Source organism: Sorangium sp. So ce1504 (assembly GCF_051521635.1).
In the GTDB taxonomy this organism is placed as follows: Bacteria; Myxococcota_A; Polyangia; order Polyangiales; family Polyangiaceae; genus Sorangium; species Sorangium cellulosum_B.
Genome location: NZ_CP150365.1, coordinates 792,528 through 812,166 on the forward strand (window position 1 = coordinate 792,528; position 19,639 = coordinate 812,166).

At 69.6% G+C, this 19,639-nt stretch carries 11 protein-coding genes; 3 read left to right on the top strand and 8 right to left on the bottom strand.

Annotated features, from left to right (window positions below):
- Window positions 1-122 precede the first annotated feature (122 nt).
- Window positions 123-2,465: a membrane dipeptidase gene (locus WMF39_RS02990; protein WP_437744041.1), complete on the bottom strand. Its 2,343-nt coding sequence runs from the start codon at window positions 2,463-2,465 to the stop codon at window positions 123-125.
- 421 nt (window positions 2,466-2,886) lie between these two features.
- Between WMF39_RS02990 and WMF39_RS02995 the strand changes: the two genes are divergently transcribed.
- Both WMF39_RS02995 and WMF39_RS03000 read left to right on the top strand, forming a co-directional pair.
- Window positions 2,887-8,523: a DNRLRE domain-containing protein gene (locus tag WMF39_RS02995; RefSeq protein ID WP_437744042.1), complete on the top strand. Its 5,637-nt coding sequence runs from the start codon at window positions 2,887-2,889 to the stop codon at window positions 8,521-8,523.
- Window positions 8,524-8,614: 91 nt separating this feature from the next.
- On the top strand, window positions 8,615-10,303 hold the full coding sequence (locus tag WMF39_RS03000) for a VWA domain-containing protein (protein WP_437744043.1): 1,689 nt from the start codon (window positions 8,615-8,617) through the stop codon (window positions 10,301-10,303).
- A gap of 73 nt (window positions 10,304-10,376) precedes the next feature.
- On the opposite strand, the gene WMF39_RS03005 is transcribed toward WMF39_RS03000, so the two are convergent.
- The 6 genes from WMF39_RS03005 to WMF39_RS03030 all read right to left on the bottom strand — a co-directional run bounded on the left by WMF39_RS03005 (window position 10,377) and on the right by WMF39_RS03030 (window position 16,822).
- A complete protein-coding gene (locus WMF39_RS03005; protein WP_437744044.1) occupies window positions 10,377-11,375 on the bottom strand; it encodes an AraC family transcriptional regulator ligand-binding domain-containing protein in 999 nt (332 codons plus the stop codon).
- 158 nt (window positions 11,376-11,533) lie between these two features.
- Window positions 11,534-12,925 carry a DUF1552 domain-containing protein gene (locus tag WMF39_RS03010; RefSeq protein ID WP_437744045.1) on the bottom strand — a complete coding sequence of 464 codons (1,392 nt, stop codon included), beginning with the start codon at window positions 12,923-12,925 and terminating at the stop codon, window positions 11,534-11,536.
- Window positions 12,922-14,667, bottom strand: coding sequence for a DUF1592 domain-containing protein (locus WMF39_RS03015; protein WP_437744046.1), 1,746 nt, complete (start codon window positions 14,665-14,667; stop codon window positions 12,922-12,924). The genes WMF39_RS03010 and WMF39_RS03015 overlap by 4 nt, the downstream gene beginning before the upstream one ends.
- A 162-nt stretch (window positions 14,668-14,829) precedes the next feature.
- On the bottom strand, window positions 14,830-15,537 hold the full coding sequence (locus tag WMF39_RS03020; RefSeq protein WP_437744047.1) for a hypothetical protein: 708 nt from the start codon (window positions 15,535-15,537) through the stop codon (window positions 14,830-14,832).
- Window positions 15,534-16,277 (bottom strand): tetratricopeptide repeat protein, encoded by a 744-nt coding sequence (locus WMF39_RS03025; RefSeq protein WP_437744048.1) that lies wholly within the window; start codon window positions 16,275-16,277, stop codon window positions 15,534-15,536. Before WMF39_RS03025 ends, WMF39_RS03020 begins: the two co-directional genes overlap by 4 nt.
- Window positions 16,277-16,822 carry an RNA polymerase sigma factor gene (locus WMF39_RS03030; protein WP_437549309.1) on the bottom strand — a complete coding sequence of 182 codons (546 nt, stop codon included), beginning with the start codon at window positions 16,820-16,822 and terminating at the stop codon, window positions 16,277-16,279. Before WMF39_RS03030 ends, WMF39_RS03025 begins: the two co-directional genes overlap by 1 nt.
- Window positions 16,823-17,031: 209 nt before the next feature.
- Between WMF39_RS03030 and WMF39_RS03035 the strand changes: the two genes are divergently transcribed.
- Window positions 17,032-18,015 carry a hypothetical protein gene (locus tag WMF39_RS03035; protein WP_437744049.1) on the top strand — a complete coding sequence of 328 codons (984 nt, stop codon included), beginning with the start codon at window positions 17,032-17,034 and terminating at the stop codon, window positions 18,013-18,015.
- A gap of 273 nt (window positions 18,016-18,288) precedes the next feature.
- On the opposite strand, the gene WMF39_RS03040 is transcribed toward WMF39_RS03035, so the two are convergent.
- Window positions 18,289-19,611: an EVE domain-containing protein gene (locus WMF39_RS03040; RefSeq protein ID WP_437744050.1), complete on the bottom strand. Its 1,323-nt coding sequence runs from the start codon at window positions 19,609-19,611 to the stop codon at window positions 18,289-18,291.
- Window positions 19,612-19,639: the final 28 nt, after the last annotated feature.

Below are 19,639 nucleotides of genomic sequence, written 5' to 3' on the forward strand. Positions count from 1 at the left end.
GGCGCTCGTCGACGACGGGCAGGTCCACGCGTCATCGCTCCCGTCGCGGTCAGTCGGACGCCGGCGATCGATCTGCGTCCAGGCAAGTGAGATTGGCGACGTGTGGCGTGTCGCGTGACGCGTCAGCGGCAGAAGAGGAACCTGCAGTTCCCGGATGCGCACTGGTTGTCCTTCGTGCACGCCGCTCCCCGGCCGCGCTTGTCCACGCACTCGCCCTCGTTGGTGCCCCACCCGCAGAACTGGCCCGCCGCGCAGTGCGCGTCGGAGCGGCAGAGGCACGTCTGGGTGAGATCGCCGCAGCGGTTGCTGGGGCACTCCTCGTTCACACGGCACCCCTGGCCGATCGCCTTCGAGCCGGGCGTGTAACAGAAGCCCGCGCCGGCGATCAGCCCGCCACAGCGGCCGGAGGCGCACTCGCTGTCGCGCGTACACAGCTGATGCTCGGCCTTCTTTGGCTCGCAGGCGTTGTCGCCGCCGACTCCAGGCGTCTTGAGCGCGCAGCGGAGGCCGCCGCCGCAATCGGCGTCGTCGTTGCAGACGCAGCGGCCCGGGATCGCGTTGCAGGCGACGGCCGTGCACTGGCCGCTCTCGCACTCCTCATCGAACCGGCAGCTCCCGCCCAGCACCTGAAATCCAGGGCAGTAGGCCGCGCCGCACTTCGTGGGATAGGCGGATTCCCGCTCCTCCGCGGGCGCGAAGGGCGCGATGCCGCTCTCGTCGAGATCGGTGGCGGGATCGGCCATCCCGGCCCGCGGCCCCTGGGCGCGCTCCCACATGCGAAGGAAGGACTCTGTCGAGGATCTCAGGCCGGTCGTGTCCACGCCCAGGCGATCCAGGTCGGCCACGAGGTCGGGCAGCATCCCCTCGTGGGCCAGGCCCTTCTCGTCGAACTCCGTCCCCAGGGGGCCGGGCCCCTGCTCGCGCTGCTCCCAGGCCTGGCAATCGGCCTCTGCCTGGAACGCCGCCGAGCAGGCGCCGTCCTCGCCGAAGCGCGGCCGGGTCTGCTGGATGAAGCCGTTGAGATCTGCCCCGAAGGCCATGGGGACCTTCAGGCCGAGCCGCCCGTACTCGTAAGCCTGCGCGAAGGAGCGCGACGAGCCCTGACAGCTGTTCTCGACGGAGCTGCGGCTGTACTGCCGGGTCTCGTCGTGCGCGGTGCGCAGGCCGAAGATGCCGCCGGTCTGCCGGAGCATCCGGATCACCCGCGCCGGCGTGGACTTCTCTTTTTCCGCCACCGTCGGGGCCATGATCTCCCGGAAGTGACCGTGGGAGATGTAGATCGGATAATAGTCGCGCGCCCGCGCCAGCTCGAACACCCGATCCACGCCGCGCTCCGAGAGGTGCGCGACGTCGAGCAGCATTCCCCGGTCCATCATCTCGCCGACGAGCGCTTCGCCGAGGGGCGTCAGCCCGCGCACGTTGCGGCAGCTCGCGTCGACATCCATGCCCAGCGTGATCCCCGCGAGGGTGGCGCCGCAGTCGGTGTCGATGGAGCAGTTCTCGGTGTACTGCGCGAGCTGGAAGATCGCGTTGTGCAGCGCCGCCCCGCCAAAGGCGTTGTCGACCTGGTGCACCGGCTGGAGCGTCCGGACCCCCAGCGCGTGGTACCTGGCGAGCTGCGCGTGCATCTTCGCCGCGTCGACGTCGCGGCCGAACAGGTGGCTGGCCTCGATGGACAGCACCACCGCCAGCTTGCCCGCGCCGATGATCTGCCGGGCGTGGGCCGGCGAGAGCGCGACCTCCATCCAGCCGGCGTTGCGAGCGGCCAGCGCGTGGGTCATCTGGATCTGGAGATCGACGTCCACCATCTCGTCGCACGCCCGCTGCCGGTTCTGCTCCGGCAGGATCGAGCAGAGCCAGTCGTAGCTCACCGCCGACATGACGATGAGGCTCAGCCCGCGATCGTGGGCCTCGCGCAGCCAGCTCACGTGACCTTGCTGGTGAGCGATGGTGTCCCAGCGCGGCCACCCCTCGGAGAAGCGCTTTCGCCCGAGGTGGAGCCCGGTGTCGCCGCTCGTCCCCTCCGTCTGGCCGATCACCTCCGAGCCGCCGATGCCGCCGCCCAGGCCGAGCAGCGCTGACAGCGCGCCGTTGCTGGCGAAATCGAGCATCGTCGACTGGGGGCACCGGTCCAGGAGCGCGCTGAGATCCTGTCGAACGCGCGCGTGATCGCTCCCTGGACTGCCGCCGTCGCAATCGTCCAGGGCGCCGGCGCCGTCGTGCTTGCCGTGGAGCCATCCACCCCCGAACGCCTCCTCCGACATCATGTGGAAGTGCAGGTCCGCGAACCCGCTCACCGGGGCTCCGCCGAGCGCCGCCGGGGAGGGGACCGGGGGCGCCGCCGCGGTGCCGTCTGCCGTCGCGGCGCCGGCGGAGAGGCCGAGCGAAGCAGAGAGCGCGAGATCGTCTGTCGTGCCCTGTTCACCGGGAAGCGACGGCGCTCCCGGGTCGCACGCGGACGCCATGAGCGCGAGGGCGGCCAGGGCGGCGGTCGCGAAGGGGCGCGGCCAGCGCCAGCGGCGCGCTCGGGGCGCCGGGCCGGGTCGAGTCGATAGGGCACGTGTCAGGCGATCGTCGGGGCAGGTCATGGGTGTCGCGGTCCGGGGGTTCGGTCGTGGGGGTTCCAGGCGCTGAGGACGCCTGGTTAGCTGGGGTAGTCCCCACCGCATTTTCAAGCGGTGGACCGGGCCCGCGCGGCGCGTGGCGGGTTTTGTCAGCGCCTGGCGCGGTTTGTCGCCTTCGCCGCCGGCCCAGAGGCAGCTAATCCACGCAACGATGGGAGACCGCGAGCCGCTCCGCGAGCGGGCACGGCGGCCGACCGCGTCACGTCCGCTCATCTCGGCCGATCAGGCCGTCGGGGTTGATTCAATGACAGCTCTCAGGTCCATGCTGATACGTCAGCTCATCCAATCACGAGACGCCCTCGCGGATCCCAGGCGCGCGGGGCGCCTCCCGCTCCTCCTTTGCCTGGGCATCGTCGCATCGGCCTGCGCAGGCGGCGCCGACGAGCCGAGCGAGCCAAACGAGCCCATCGGAAGCGTGCAGCAAGCGCTCTGCTCCGCGGGCGACGTGGGCTGCCAGAGCGGCGCACCGAGCTGGCCGAGGTGGTCTCAGCAGCCCGATCGGCCGGACGCCGTCTTCGAGGAGTTCGAGACCGGCTCGGGCGCCGCGAGCGCGTCGAGCAGCGCCAGCGCCAGCGCCAGCAGCGCGTCGAGCAGCGCCAGCAGCGCGAGCGGGGCCGGCGGAGGCTCAGGCTTCGAGTTCAAGCCCAAGGCGTGCGACCCGAACCTGCTCGGCAAGATGCCGGAGAACCCGAACCCGAAGGGCGCCGATCTCCAGAACATCACGACGAACTTCCATGTCCTTCAGTCGATGCAGCTCCTCTCGTCGATCGTCAACAAGACGGCCGAGGCCATCAACGCCGCCGACACGGAGACCATCGAGGACGCCGGCAAGGGGAGGTGCATCTGCACCCAGCAAGTGGTCGCCGGGTGCACGGACGTCATCCAGAAGAGCCAGACGACCTACGAGGAGTGCTCCGACTTCTGCGATCCGGCCACGACGCCGACGAACACCTGCAGCATTGGCGTGCTCGTCTGGCTCTCCAACGACGTCCAGCAGACCAGCGCGGGCAAGGAAAAATGGGCCCGCAAGGCGCTCAAGTGGCTCGACAAGATGGCCGGCGAGATCTCCGACGGGCGCTTCGCCGATTTCCTGGAGCAGGCCGGCGGCGAGCTCGAGAACGCCACCGAGCTGCTCGCGAAGATCCAGTGTTATATCGACCTCTACACCGAGGGCTACCACCTCGGCAGCTACTCCGAGCAGCGGCCCGACCTGCACATGTGCATCCCCTGGGCCGGCCATGGCGCGTACGCCACGATGGTCGAGAGCGGCGACGGCAAGTGGGGCATCGGCGGCCGCTACACGTCGCACAACCTGAGCGAGGAGCGACGCGCCCAGATGCGCACCGGCGGCTTCGCCGTGACGGCGTTCGGCGAGACGCTGAGCATCCAGCCGGGGATGGAGTTCAACATGCAGCTCGACGGGTACAAGTGGTTCAACCGCGAGGCCCCGCTCGGCATCGAGGCCTTCGGCCACTCCGGCGGCGGCGGCCTCAGCCTCGCCGCGGCGAAGAGAAACGGGGTCTTCTACCTCGCGGACGGGGATCAGGTCGAATCGCTCGACACCGACGGCGACGGCCGGGTGGCTCCGCAGGAGTTCCTCATCGGGACCTACATGCCGTTCTCCTACACGGCGGACTACACGCCGAGCGGCGCTCCGAGCCCGGCCACCTGGCCCAGGGACGCGGCGGAGCCGGTCGAGCCCTGGGAGGGGCGCTCCGCCGCCGTCATGGCCGCTGCGCTCAACCTGGATATGCAGATGAAGCCGATCGAGAAGGAGCTGACGAAGATCCCCCTCCCGCCGGTCCCCGGCGCCTTCCTCATCCCGTACTTCCGGCTCGGCGCCGGGGTCGAGTGGTACGACGAGGCCTATTTCATGCGCAAGCGCCTGCAGGAGGCGCTCAACAAGCACACGAACCACAAGATCGGGGACGTCGATTTCGATCGCGACATGCACCCGTTCCAGGCGCCGGACGTGACCGGCGAGGCGGGGACGGAGGTCTCGGTGAAGCCGGAGATCGGCGCGAAGCTCTTCCTCGGCGTGCCGCTCGGCAAGCGGCTGAAGGTCGGCGTCGAGGCGAGCATCGGCTTCTCCGTGGATCTCAGGCCGAGCGGCTCCGGCGGCGTGGTCGATCTCAACACCTCGCTCGAGCGGGCGCTCGTGAACAGCAACCCTGACGAGAACCTCGAGTGCAAGCCCGTCTTCAACCACAAAGATCAGACGTACTGCTCGAACCGGCTCGTCGAGGAGTCCGAGCTGAACCTCGGCTGCTCCCCGCTCGACACGAACAACTCCTGCTGCCTCACCTTCATCACCGGCGGCCGCGCCTGCATCGACGACTGGACGGGGATCACCGAGGAGTGGTGCGACTCTGGCAAGCTCTCGTACGAGCTGTTCGCCACCTTCATGAAGGAGAAGAAGGCAAAGCTGCTCAAGAGCGCCTTCCAGCAAGGCTTCACCGCCAAGTGGAACGCGAACAAGACCTGTGACGAGTGCGACAGCGACGGCACCTGCGTGACCGACGTGCGGAGCGACGATCTCCGCGACATCTCGGGCTGCCAGAAGCACGGCGTCTGCTGCCTCCCCGTGGCGTCGTCGCCCTTCGGCCTGGCCGGGTCGCGCGCCCTCACGAACGGCAGCTACGCGCAGGCCCGCTTCCTCCAGGCCGGCGACCTGGCCTATGACGCGGCCACGCGCATGCTCTACGTCGCGGATCGGACCGCCGTCCGCCGCATCGACCTGGCGAGCGGCGCGGTGACGACGATCGCGGGGTCGACCGCCTCGGGCACCGCGGACGGCGTGGGCACCGCCGCGCGGTTCAACACCCTCTCGGGCATCACGCTCCACGACGGCGCCCTCTACCTCGCGGATCGCGGCAGCCGCACGATCCGCAAGCTCACGCTGAGCAGCGGCCAGGTCACGACGATCGCCGACCGCACGGTGGTCGGCACGCCGCGTGACGTGGCCGTGGTCGGAGGCCACCTGTACGTCACCGACAGCGCGAACCGCACGCTGATCTGGATCGATCTGGCGACGGGCGCGAACATCGCGGTCGCCGGCAAGGCGCCCTTGTCCGGGAACGCCGACGGCGTGGGGACGACCGCGCGCTTCGCCGAGCCGGCCGGCATCGTCGCCGACGGGCGCGGCAATCTCTACATCGCCGACGCGTTCAATCACTCGCTGCGCCGGTATGAGATCGCGACCTCGATGGTCACCACCGTGGCAGGCAACGGCGCCGCGGGCTCCGCGGACGGCGTCGGGACGGCCGCCCGGCTCACCTCGCCGCAGGCGCTGGCGATCGACGGCGCTGGCAGCGTGTTCATCGGCGAAGGCAACAGGCCTGGTCGAATCCGGCGCTTCGACCCGGCGCTCGGCGCCACGGCCACGGTCGCCGGCGCGCCTGGCACCGTATGGCAGGACGGCCTGGTCACGACGGCCGTCTTCGAGCTGCCCGGCGGCCTCGCCGTGCTGCCGTCGGGCGACATCTATGTGAGCGATACGCTGCCGTATACGGTCCGCAAGCTCGGGAGCAACTGCGACGCATCGGTCCCGGGAGCCGTCGTGTACGACGTCACGGAGTCCGAGTGCCCCGGCAACTTCGGCGCGTACCGCTGCGTGACCGAGACCCGGAGCGATGTCGTCGACTGGAGGGGCCCCGGCTGCCACCCGCTCCAGGCCGGCTTCCAGTCCGCGTGCGGCTGCACGTCGAACGCCGATTGCGCGAGCGGCGAGACCTGCGACGCCGTGAAGAAGCTGTGCACCGTGGGCGGCACGCCGGTCGCGTGCCTGTGCAGCGGGGAGCCGAACCCGAGCTGCGCGAGCGAGCCAGGCCGCACGTGCGTCGAGGGCGCGTGCACCCGCCGCTGCAACTACGATTCTTCCACCGCGGACACCGTCTGCGGCTACGGTCAGGTCTGCACGCCCGACGGCGCGTGCGCGCCGCAGGCCGGCGCCCAGTACGCCGAGCAGGTGATCTGGGGCCTCAAGAACCCCGAGGCGCCTGCCCACGCGATCGCCACCTACGGCATGAGCGAGATCGAGCTGATCGCCGCGCTCAACGCGGGCATCCACGTCGGCCTCGAGTTCAAGCTCTTCAAGAAGCCGAGGAAGTTCACGCTCTGGGACTGGCGCCGATCCTGGGATATCGGCTCGGTCGCCAAGGCCAAGTTCCAGCCCGGGCTCGAGGCGACGTACCAGTGGGACAGCACGTCGCTCGGCGAGGTGACGAACTACCAGGAGAAGGAGGTGACCCGTTACGCGGCCATCACGTCGGAGACCGCCGACTTCCTCTCGTGGTGCAAGGACGAGATGCCGCTCCACGCGGAGGACCCGCTGCCCCCCACCACGGACGACGTGAAGGCCAGTGTGCAGGAGGTCATCGACTTCGGCTTCGCGCTGGGAGAGCAGGTGTCCACGATGGAGAACCTCTGCATCGACGGTCGGCCCATGATGGACTGGCTGCAGGACAAGGACGCGCTCGCCGAGACGTTCGTGACCGGGACCTGCTCCTACGTCGGACCGGTGAGCGGCTTGCGTGGCAACCTCAATTTCCCGTGCCAGGAGGCGCACCTGTACCTGCTGATGCACTGGGGCTGCCTCGACACGCAGCGCTCCCCCGTCTCCAACCAGCTGCGGCTCGGCGACTTCAGCGGCGCCGTCGTCAACAACCCGACGCCCACGTTCGACCTGACCAAGCTGCTGTACGACACGAGCAATGGGCTCGAGGCGTTCAACCTGGTGCACCGCAGCGCCCTGGCCGAGACGTGGCTCGCCGAGGTGGAGGCGTGCTTCGACGACCACTCCGAGGACACCGTGCCTTGCACGTGCATCGACGACGCGGATTGCACGACGGGACCGGGGCAGACGTGCGTGAGCGGGATGTGCCAGGGCCCCGAGGACGACGTCATCCAGTGCTCCGTCGTGAAGAACGCGGGCGTGACCGTCGAGCGCTGCTGCGGCGACGGCGTGAAGCAGGCGTCCGAGCAGTGCGACGACGGCGACACGCAGAGCGGAGACGGCTGCTCGTCGAGCTGCCTCCTGGAGGCGAAGGGCGCGTGCTGCCGGTCCCAGACCTGCACCGATCTCGGCACGGGCGGTATCGGCTCCAGCGCGAGCTGCCGTGAGGCCGGCGGCTACTTCGTGAGCGGCTACAGCTGCGCGGAGATCGACGCCTGCGGGGCCGCGCCGATCGGCTCGTGCACGGAGCCCGACGGCACCTGCCACACGCCGACCTACGAGGCGCAGTGCGACGCGGTGAGCGGCGTGTTCGTCGAAGGCGGCCGCTGCGAGAACGAGCCGGAGCGGCTGGAGATCCAGCCCGGCAGCGCCGGCGCCGACGCGACCATCACCAGCCTGAGCTCGGGCGCCGGGACCAACAACGGGAATTCCCCGAACCTGACCGCGGGGCTGTGGACGTCCAGCGACGTCAAATACACGAACCGGAGCCTCTTCCGCTTCGATCTGTCGACCATCCCGGCGGGCTCCACGATCGAGCGGGCGCGCCTCAGCCTCTACGCCGATCCCGACGCGCGCCTCTACGGCCAGGGTACCTCGAACGGCCTCTCCCCGGGGCACGCGACGCTCGGCGGCTCCAACGCCTTCCTGCTCCAGCGCGTCACCTCGGCGTGGCAGGAGAACACCGTGACCTGGGCCAACCAGCCCACGACCACGACGCTCAACCAGGTGCTCCTGCCGCAGAGCACGTCGGACGGTCAGGACTACGAGCGCGTCGACGTGACGGCGCTCGTGCGGGACATGCTGAGCGCGCCCGCGAACAACCACGGCTTCCTGATGCGGCTCCAGGACGAGGTGGTGAAGTGGCGAGAGGTCTCGTTCACGTCGAGCGATCACGCGACCGCCGCGCGGCGCCCCAAGCTCGAGGTGGTGTTCCGGAGGCCCTGAACGCCGGCGCGACAGGGCGGGGCGCAGATACGAAGATGCGCCCCGCTCTGGACCTTTGGTTTTGATCGACACTCAAGAAGGATTGGAGCACATGAGAAGGTCATTCAGAATGTTCGCATGCGTCGCCGGCGGTCTCCTCGCGAGCGCGGCGGGGGTGTCCGCGGCGCTGGCCCAGGTCGCCCCGCTGGACACGAACCATGTGGTGATCATCGACCGGTCCGGCAGCATGTACGGCGACCGCATCGAGCTCGCGAAGAAGGCGGCCAAGATCTACTGGAACACGCTCATATCGAGCAACGTGCCGGCGTCGCAGTCGTTCACGGAGCTGCTCGGCGTGGCGAGCTACTCCGACACCTCGTCGATCACGTACCCCATGACGGCGCTGCCGGCGTCCGGCCTGGACGCGGCGGTCGACGCGCTCGTCGCGGACGGCTCCACCTCGATCGGGGCCGGCCTGGAGGAGGCGCTCGACATGTTGATCGCCGAGAGCCCGACCAAGAGCGCGCGCGAGTGCGTCATCCTGCTGTCCGACGGTCAGCACAACACCCCGCCTGCCCCGAGCGACTTCTACGCGGACTATTTCAGTCGCGTGGACGAGGTCCACTCGATCGCGCTCGGGTCCGGAGCGGACGAGGCGATGATGAGCGACATCGCGGCGAACTACGGGTTCTCGCCCGGGCTCTACCTGCGCGCCGACAGCGACACCGCGATCGATCAGCTCGAGCTGATCGGCGCGTTCAACCGCATGGCGAACGATTGCCGCGACGGCGGCATGATCGACCAGGGGCTGACGCAGATCCCGCCTCCGTCGCCGCAGTCGCCGCTGTCGTTCGCGTGCGCGGACACGCTGGTCTCGGCGGCGCAGATCGTGGATTTCACGATGATCTTCGTCGGGGCGGCCGCGCCGGAGGTCTACTTGCTTCCCCCGTGGGACCCGACGTCCCAGATCACCGAGGCGAACTTCGCCGCGTCTGGCTCCGACCTGACCTTCTTCTCGGCGGAGAACTTCAAGCGCTTCTCCCTGAACCTGACGCAGGCGCACGAGGAGGGGTCCTGGCAGTTCTGCGCCGTCAACACCTCGGATCAGCCCATCTACGTCTACTCCGCGGTATCGACCCTGGCCGACACGATCGAGCTCCAGGTCACGCCGAGCACGCTGAACGTCGGGGCGGCGCCGCTCATCGTGGAGGCCGAGGTGAGCCACCTGGGCAGCCCGGTGCTGGGCGCCACGGTCAGCGCGGAGATGACCGGCCCGAGCGGCGCGGTCACGCCCCTGTCGTTCCATGACGACGGCGCTGCGGCGCACGGCGACACGACGGCCAACGACGGCGTCTACTCGCTGAAGGTCGGCCAGTTCGCCGAGACGGGGAGCCACGACGTCACGGTGTTCGCGGACCACGCCGGCAGCGCCACCGTGCCGATGTTCACGCGGCAGCACACGTTCGGGTTCTACAAGAACCCCGCGCCCCCCTGCCAGAGCCTCGGGCCGATGAGCACGGCGATCGTCGCTTCGGTCAACGGGACCTCTTGCTTCCAGATCGATCGGTCGAGCCTCCCGACCGCCTGGACGCCGGCGACCCTGACGTTGCAGATGAGCCCGACGGACGGCGTCCCGCTGAACGGCGTCAGCGTGTCGGTCAACGGCGGGGCGCCCCAGAGCGCCCCGGCGAACAGCTGGTCCGCGACGACCACGATCCCGTTCCCGGGCACCGCGAACGACGTTGTCTATCAGGTGAGCACGACGAGCAACAGGCAGCTTCGGATTCAATGGTATCCGTGATGCTGAGCGACGGTCTCGGCGCGACGCGCCGCTGACTCGTCATGGACCGCGCGGACCGCCGGTGAGCGCCGGCTCACCGGCGGCGCAGCGCGCGGGACACCGAGCGCGTGCTCGCATAGCCGAGCCCGGCGGCGAGCGCGCGCCTCGTTGGGCTGGACGAGGCGAGGTAGCGGTTCGCCAGCTCGGTTCGCGCTTCCATCAAGAGGGCGCGGTGGGACGTGCCCTGCTCTCGCAGCAGCCGCTGGAGCGTCCGCGAGCTCACGCCGAGGTGCTCGGCGATGCGATCGATGTTCGGATTGCCCTGAGCGATGCAGAGCTGGAGGGCCTGTCGGACGTCATCGACGAAGCTCGACGGGACGCCGGCGGCGGTCGCCGGCGCCCCGCCGACCTTGCCGAGCGCCTGAAGCCGCGCCGCCGCGCAGTCCTCGAGGATCTCACAGAGGCGCGGCTCGGCGGAATGGAAGGGCAGCTCCAGGAGATCCCGATCGAAGACCAGCTCGTCGTGGGGGGCATCGAACTCGACCCGCGCGTCGAAGACGCGCTCGTACTCGCCTGCGACGCGCTCGCGGCGGTGCCGGAAGCGCACCGCCAGCGGGCGGATGTGCTCGCCCGAGAACGCCCGCGTCCGGAGCACCATCAAACTGACGATGAGATCCGCGACGGCGGGCACGCCGTCCGGCGAGAGGTGGCGGAAATGCGCGCGGCGACCGGTCACCTCGAGGCTCAGGACGCCCCCATTGGCGACCAGCGGAGCGAAGCGGATGACGCGTTCCAACGCTATGCCAAAGCTGCTGCTGCTGCGTGTCAGGTAGTCCAGGAGATCGAGCGAGCCGACCTCGAGCCCCTCCGCGGCGTGCAGCCCGAGCAGCGGATTGCCGCTCATCTTCTCGGCGGAGGACCATATCTGCCGCGCCACGCTCAGAGAGATCGGCAACCCGCGCTGGCGGAGCGCCTCCGGCGGGAGCGCTGCGTCGCGCAGGACCGCGTCGATCGGCAGCCCGAGCTTGGGCGCTGCGGAGAGAAGGAGCAGGACGAAGTCAGAGAACGCGGACTGGGCTGGCGCATGGACCACGGTTCCTCACAAGCCAAATGTGTCGGAGCGTAGTGGCCGAAGCCGCCCGGGGCAACCCGGATCCTGGCGCTGGGCACCTACCCGTCCGGCGGCGTGCGCGGCGTGCGCGGCGTGCGCGGCGTGCGCGGGCGCCCGGGGGTGCGAGGCGAAAAGGGGGCTCAGGCCAGGAGGCCCGGCAGCGGCCCGGTGCACACGCCGGGAATGCCGAAGGTGGTCACGTCGTCGAGGCCCATCGCGTTGCATACCGACACGAGCAGGTTGTTGTGCGGCAGGTCGGCGTATTTCATGTAACGGCCCATCTTGAAGTAGCCGCCCGCGCCGCCCGCGAGCACCCAGGGGATATCCTTGTACGTGTGCGTGTTGCCGACGCCGAGCTCGTTGCCCCAGAGCAGCAGGGTGTTGTCCAGCACCGAGCTGCCGTCCACTTCCTTCGCGAGCGCCAGCTGATCCAGCACGTATTTCACCTGCTCGCTGTGCCAGACGTTGATCTTCACGAGCTTCTCGTTCGCGACCGCATCGTTGTCGCCGGCGTGGGAGAGCTCGTGGTGCTCCTCGTTCACCCCGATCCAGGGATAGTACTGCCAGCTATCGGCGTTGGCCCACATGAACGTGGAGACGCGGGTCATGCCGCAGATGTGCGCGAGCAGCATCAGGTCGGTCTGCAGCCGGCCGACCTTCGGATAGTTCTCCATCGCTCGCGTGTCGAACTTCTCCGGCATCGTGGGCGGCGTGCACGAGACCGCCGAGCTCTGCAGCCGCTGCTCGATGTTGCGGATGCCGCCGAGGTGCGCCTCGAGCCGCGCCTTGTCCTCGGAGCTGACGCGCGCCTTCAGGCGGCCGATATCGTCCTTGAGGAAGTCCAGCACGCTCTGGCGCTCGGCGATCAGCCGCTGCAGCTCCGTTTCGGAGAGATCCGCGTTGGCGAAGATGCGCGAATACATCTGGAATGGATCGTCGACGGCCGTGTTCGGCTGGTTCGGACCGCGGTACGAGATCACGCGGAGCGGCTCCTGCCCCTCGATGCGCACGCCGAACTCGAGCGACGGGAACTGGCTGCTCTCGCCGATGCGACTCGCGATGTGCTGATCGACCGAGATGCGATCCGCCCAGCCGGCAGGGCCGCCCGCGCCCGTGAAGCTGCCGGCGAGCAGGGAGCCGCCCGTGAGCATCGCGCCGGGGCCCTTCATGTGCGGGCCGCCGGGTTTGTTCTCGCTCGGGACGCCGAGCTCGTCCTCGACCGTCGAGTTCATGTGCACGCCCTTGAGCACAAGCATCCTCTGCTTGTGCTCCTCGAGCGGCGCCAGGATCGGGCCGAGCGAGAGCGGCGCCTCGTGCGCGTCCCCTGCCGGAAAGAACGCCGACGGCACGGTGCCGTTCGCCGAGAAGATGCCGATGAAGCGCCTGGCGCCCGGCTGCTTCGCGTCCTGTCCAAACACCGTGGCGCTCCGCCAGACGGGGCTCGTGAGCGCGACGGTCAGGGCGCCGAGCCCGCCCAGCAGCTTGCGGCGGCTGATCTGGGTGCGGAGGTCGATAGGGCCTCTTCGGTTCATGGCATCTCCTTCGTGTGCGCGTCGATCGGACGGCGGAAGAGGAAGGCGTCCGTCTCCACGACGGCGCGGGGGAGCGCGTTCAGATCCTGGCCGGCGGCCTTGAAGGTCTCGAGCAAGCTCTCCATCGAGCAACCATCCATGTCCTGCTCGAAGCGGGCGATCGCGAAGCGGAACCACTGGCGCGCCACGCACTCTTCCACCTCGGCGCTGCCCGCGAGCCTCTCGCCGAGCTCCGCCACGCCCTCGAACTCGCCGTCCATGTCGCGGGTGGCGATGACCTTGCCGCTCGCGTCGACAGGCTCGCCGCCGTCGAGCTCGCGGTAGCGGCCGATCGCGTCGTAGTGCTCGAAGCCGAAGCCGATCGGATCGAGCAGCTGGTGGCAGCCGACGCAGCTCGGGTCCACCTCGTGCTGGGACAGCCGCTCTCGGGTCGAGCTGCTCGGGTCGACCTCGGGCGGCTTGGGGATGTTGGCCGGCGGGGCCGGTAGCTGCTGGCAGAGCAGCGCCTCGCGCACGAACTTCCCTCGGTAGATCGGCGAGCTCTCCGCGGGCTTCGCCTGGATGGCGAGCAGCGCCGGGAGCGTCAGGATACCCGAGGTGGCGCCGTCCGTGCGCTTCAGCGCCTGGAAGGACTCGTCGCCGGTGACGCCGTAGTACCCGCCGAGATCCTTGTTGTAGAAGACCGTCGTCGAGGTGAGGAGCGCGCTCAGCTTGCCTCCCTCGCCGTCGAGCACGTGGTCGAAGAAGGCGTCGGCCTGCCCGCGCAGCGACTCACGGAACGACCGCGATTGCCACTCGGGGAAGGCGTCCGCGTCCTTCACCACGCTGTTCAGGCCGTTCAGGTGCGTCCAGCTGCCGAGGAAGCGATGGACCAGCTTCTGGCCGCGCTCGTCCTCGAGCATCCAGTCGAGCTGCGCCGCGACGCCCTCCTTCGTGGTCAGGCTGCCGTCTTCGATGGCCTCGTTCAGCCTGGCGTTCGGCAGGGTGCCCCACAGCATGTAGGAGAGGCGAGCGGCGACCTCGTACGGAGAGAGCTTCACGGCGCGCTCGCTCACCTTCTCCGAGGTGCCGATCTCGACGCGGTAGAGGAAGCGCGGCGACTGCAGCATGCCGCGGAGCAGGAGCTCGACCCCGTGCTCGTAGCTCGTCTCCGCGCCGACGTCGAAGAGCTGAAGGTGTCGCTCGATGTCCGCCGCGTCCGTGATCGGCGCGCGGTAGGCGCGGGCGCCGAAGCCCACGACCAGCCGGCGCGCGCACTCGCTCGGCTCGGCGCCGACCTCGCAAGGCGCGATCTCGTCGAGCGCCGCCGGACTGCCGGCGACGGCCGCGGCGATGACGTCCGCCGCGGCCTGGAAATGCTCGAGCTCGACCTGCGTCACGTCCGGCTGCAAGAGGCCGAACGCCGACGCCTCGATCGCGGGGCCGAGCGCCGCATCCAGGCCGGGCACGTCGCCGACGAGGTCGCGCACGGTGTTCAGGTACTGCTCCCGCGAGAGCAGCCGCATCGGCGAAGGCCCAGGATCGATGGTGCTCGCGTCGCACTTCAATGGCTGGCCGGGGCCCGCCGACCCCGAGCCCGAGCCTCCGCTGCTCGAGCTGCCGCTCGTGCCGTTCGTGCCCTCCGCCGGCGATGTGCCGTCTTCGCTGCCCAGGTTGCCGATGCACGCCGACAGCGTGAGCGCCGCGGCGAGCAGGCCCACGCTTCCGTGAGACTTGAATTGTTCAATCGATGATGTAGTCATTCAGGGCTCCGCTCGACGCTGCTGGCTACTCCGGCTCGGTGGGGAGACCTGCTCGGGCGCGATCACCTTTTTCGTCGTCGAAGCGCGGAGACGTTTCGATTGGTACGAAGAGGTGGGTCTACGGTCGCCGAGCTCCGACCCGATGGCGGGAGCGCCGCCGGCTCACGGTCCTTCGATGCTGCAGCACACCGCGCAATCGTAGGCTTCGAGCAATTCGCGCCCGGCGCACGGGACGTCGCCGCACGCGGTTCCCTTCAAGGCGCCGCAGCTCGGGAGGCATTCCCCTTCGACCTCGATCGAATGCGGCGGATCGCAGGGCGTGTCGTTGCCCGGAGGCTCGTCGCCGTCCGGCGTGAAGTACAGCCGATCCAGCTGGACGCCCTCGACGGCGTCCGCGAGGACGAGCTCGTGCGCTCCGGCCGAGAGGGGGAAGCGGAGCGGCTCGCCATAGCGCGTGTCGTCGTGGAGATCGTCCCAGAACCAGATGTCGCCGACGCTGATGCGCCAGAGGTACCAGGGGCCGCTGTCCACCTGGAACCAGAAGCGGTTGTTGAGGGCGCCCGGAGCGTGGATCCGCCCCCAGATCACGTATTCTGCCCCGCTCGGCGCCTCGAAGCGGTAGCGAGCTCGCGCGATCCCCGGCGCGTCGTCCGAGGGCACGCCGGCCGGGGGGGCGATGAAGCGGCCCTCGGAAGCGCGGCTGTCTTCCCCCACGGTGAAGCCGTCGCTCAGCTCTCCGAGCTCCGCCTCGATATAGGACGATCCGGAAACGACCGGCGCCCAGGCTCCGACCGAGGTGATCTCCGCATCACACCCGGAGGCCGCAAGGCAGCCGAACGCCATGATGCGGGCGGCCGAGCAGCGCTTCACGGCTGATCCAGGAACCGCCTTAGCTTCGCGCTGTGGGGGCTCTTGGGATACTGCTTGACGAAGGCCTGAGCGCGCCGCTTCGCCTCCTGTGCGTTGCCGCGCGCGGCCAGCACGTCGATGGCGAGCACCTCGCGCTCCTGCCGGAGCACGCCATTCGGGAACTGCGCGCGCAGGCGCTCGAGGAGCGCCGTCGCTCCCGCCACGTCTCCGGAGCGCAGCTTGGCGCGCGCTTCCGTGAGCAGGGCGCTCTCCGCGCGCAGAAGATCGGTCTCCGTCGGCTTCGGTCCGCTCGGCCTCCGGGTCGGCTCGACCTCGGTGGGTATATTGAGCGGCGGCTCCGGAAGTGCCTTGGGCTCCTCCACAGGCGTCACAGGGGCCTGCGGCACCTCCGCAGGCGCGCGCTCCGGGGCCGCCGCGCGGGGCGGCGCAGGCGCCTCACCCGAGGAGGAGAGGGCCCAGTAACCTCCGCCGAGCACCAGGCCGCCGCCCACGAGCACCGCCGCTGCCTTGACCGAGAGCGCCGACGGCAACAGCGAACCGACTCCAGCCTTCGTGGTTGCGGCGCTGGAGCCGGCCGTGGCACCGACGACCGTCCCCGCCGCCAGCTGGCCCGCGATGCCGCGCCATGCGCGCTCCTTCGCGCCCTCGGGCGGACCCACGTGGCGCACGCTTCCCAGGAGCTCCCGCTCGAGCGGGTCCGCCCCGCTCTTGATGCTCAGCAGCCGTTCAGGATCCCCCATCACACGGCCTCCTTTCGGCTCGTGTCCTGTGCCAGCGCGAGGCGCTTGACCTCTCGCGAGAAGGTCTCGCGCGCCAGGCGGAGGCGCGAGCGCACGGTGCCCACGGAAATGCCCAGCAGGTCCGCGATCTCCTGGCCCGACTTCTCCTCGAGCTCGAACAGGACGAACACGAGGCGCTGCGGCTCCGGCAGCTTGTTCAAGATGGCCTCCGCCGCCTGCGCGCGCTGCCGCGACTCCGCGCTCAGCGCGAGCTCCTCGGAAGCGCCGCCGTAGAGGTCCATCTCCGCGGCGTCCGTCGTGACCTCGCGCCGGAACCGCGCGGAGCGCCGGTAGTCGCTCGCAACACGCTGGCAGATGCCGAAGAGCCATGTCGTGAGGAGCGATCGACCCTCGAACTCGGGGAGCTTGAAGTGCGCGGTCAAGAACACCTTCTGCGCCAGGTCGAGCACGTCCGCCTCGCGCACCCCGAGGCGCCTGAGCGAGCACCAGACGAAGTTGAAGTGCGCGTCGTAGAGGGCTCGAAACTCGGGGTCCGGTGTGCTCATGCCGTAACGTCCCGGTGACCTGTCAGCGAACGAGACGAGCAGACGCCGCAAGATCGAGCGCGGAATTGTGCAGGGACGATACCACTCGGCCACCTAGTGGGGACGCCGGGCCGAGACGATCACAAATAAATGCGCGTGCACCGCGCGGCGGCTACCCTCGCGTCGTCCCGATGCGGAGGCGTCGCGCTTTTCCCGTGGTTTTTGGTGCGATGCTGGCGGCTTCGGGGACCGCCACGGCACAGACCGAGCCGTTCCTGAGCGTGACGCGCGGCGCTGGCGCCGAGAGCTGCCCGGACGCGGCGCGCCTCATCGAGCGGGTCGAGCAGCTGCGCGGCCGGCCGGAGACGGGGGCGAGCGGCTCCTACCTCGTCGACTTCACCCGGGATACCGACGGCTTCCGCGCGTCCATCCGCAGCGGGAGCGACGCGCGCGAGCTGCGCGATCGCAGCCGCAGCTGCGCCGGGCTCGAGCAGGCGACCGCGGTGACGCTCGCGCTGCTGCTCGACTCCGACGGGGAGGCGTCGTCCCCGCAGGAGCCCGGGGTCGAGGCGCGCGACGCGCCGCCGCCCGCGCCTCCAGCGCCGGCGTCTTCGCCCAGCGCCTCGGCGGAGCGGCCGCCGGTCGCGCGGCCCGCGCCAGCGGGGGCCGGCGGCGGCGAGCGCGAGGCGCCGACGTCCGGACGTGGCGCCACGCGGCTCACGCTGGCGGCGGGCGCTGCCGGCCTGTTCGGCGTGGTGCGTCCCTTCGCGCCCGCGCTCTCCGCGGAGCTCGGCATCGGCGGTGCGCGATTTCGAGCGGCGATCGGCGCGCTCTGGCTCGTCCCGCAGACGCTGGAGCTCGGGCCGGGCGAGCTCCGCGAGACGATGCTCGGCGGCGCCGTGCGCGCCTGCATCGCGGCCGCGGGCGTTGGGGTCCTGCGCTTCGACGTGTGCTCCGGCGTTCTCGCTGGCCGGCTGAAGGCGGCGGCGAGCGGCTTCACGCGGAACGACGCCGTCGAGAAGACGTGGCTGGCGGTGCCGATCGAGCTGTCGCTGGCGAGCCTGGCAGGTCCGCTCGGGTTCGAGGTCGGTGCCGCCGCGCTGGTGCCGCTCCGGCGCAACGATTTCTCGGTGGATGGCGTGGGGGTCGCGTACAGGTCGCCGCCGGTCGGCGCGCTGGTGTCGCTCCGTGGCGTCGGGAGCTGGGTGCCGTAGGTGCGTCACGGAGCCGGGAAGCCATCACCTGGCGGGCCGTGTTGAACGCCTCCTTGAGCTCGCTCTGCACCTCCGAATGCCTCGCCTCGACCTGCACCGACACGCGCGTGATCGACATCGAGCTGTTCCTCAGCGACCGAAAGGCCGAGCCGTAGAGCCCTGACCTGTAAGGTCGAACCGGCGAAGCGCGGCGTATCAAGTCGAGTTCGTGCGCGCGGCGCCCCAGGTCGACCAGCGTCGGAGGCGTCTACCAAGTCGAGCTGTGAACAGTCATCATCGGCTGGTCACATTCCGCCGATCGAGCGCGCTTGCGAACGCATCCGGCCACACGAGCCGGACCCCGAGAGCCCGACACATCGCGCTCCACCTCGGGTCCTGCGGCTCCCGCTCTGCGACGAGGACAGGTTCAATTGTCCTCCCTCCGGCCCTGAGCAGATGCGCGTACCAAAGCACTTGACCGAGCCCGAGCCTGAGCTGCCGTTCCTCGTTCGCATCCGTGATGCTTTTGACCTCAGCCACGAAGATCGTGGTACCCACTTCCCAGGCGAGGTCGTACTCCGGTTCGCTCGGGGACGGCGAACGTGGCTGGAGGCCGTGGCGCCAAAGGAAGTCGGCGAGGGCGTTCTGCGTTTTCGCGTGTCCATAATTGCCGCGTTCGAACTTCTCGAAATCTACTTCATCAAAGGGAGCGCGCGAGGTGAGGACCTTGGTTTCGTCGGCGGGGCAATAGTCAGAGCCGAGCTGTGTTCCCTCTGGGACGGGCGCTCGCTGAGGCCATCCGCCGGTCGCAGCCACGACGGCCTCCCACTGCTCGGGGGTGACATTGAAGACCGTGCCGCCACGTTCGCGGGCGATCGACAGGCCGGAGAGCACGTCCTCGTGTTCGTCGAACCAGAGTGGAAGGCGCGGCGGCGTGACATATCGGACGCGGACGCGGTCTTCCACGTCGCCGGGTCCGGGCGGCGTCACCCAGTACGGGTTCTCGTGATCCGGCATGCCACGGGGGCCCTCGACGACTTCGCCGAAGGCGACGACGCCCCGCCGACCAGCACGACCTTTCCCGCGCCAAACCAGAACGCGGTCGCCGATTTTCATCGGGCGGCCAGCCGTGGTCCACGTGTCTATCTCGCGGTCCCGGACGGCATCCTCGACGCGGTATGTGTCAGGGCTTGCGAACAGTGCCCAGCGGTGCCCCTCCATTGAGCCGTCGAGTCCGGCCATCCTGAAGAGCAAGTTACGCATCGCCGTTGCCACCTCGCGGCGTTCAAGGAGCTCGGCGTCGAAGGTGGGCTCCTTCGCCTCTACCCAGTCAGGGACGCCGAGCGCAGCGGCGAGTCTGTCGAGGAGCCGCTGCTTCCCGTCGTCAATGTCGCGGAGAGCTGCGACGTAAACCCCGACCTGTCCGCTAGCCCACCCGCTCACGAGGTCGCCAGCAGAGCTCCCACCCTGTCGGATGATGAACCGTGGCTCCATGTTGCCCTTGCCCCACACGACGTCGAGGTTGCCTGCCAGCGACATTGCCTCGTCGAACAAGCTCCGGAGGCCCGCAGCACCGGCCGCCGACCGGGCTTCTGCCTCCGAGAAGAAGGTCTGCACATTCCACGGCTCTCCAGGCTTTCGCTCA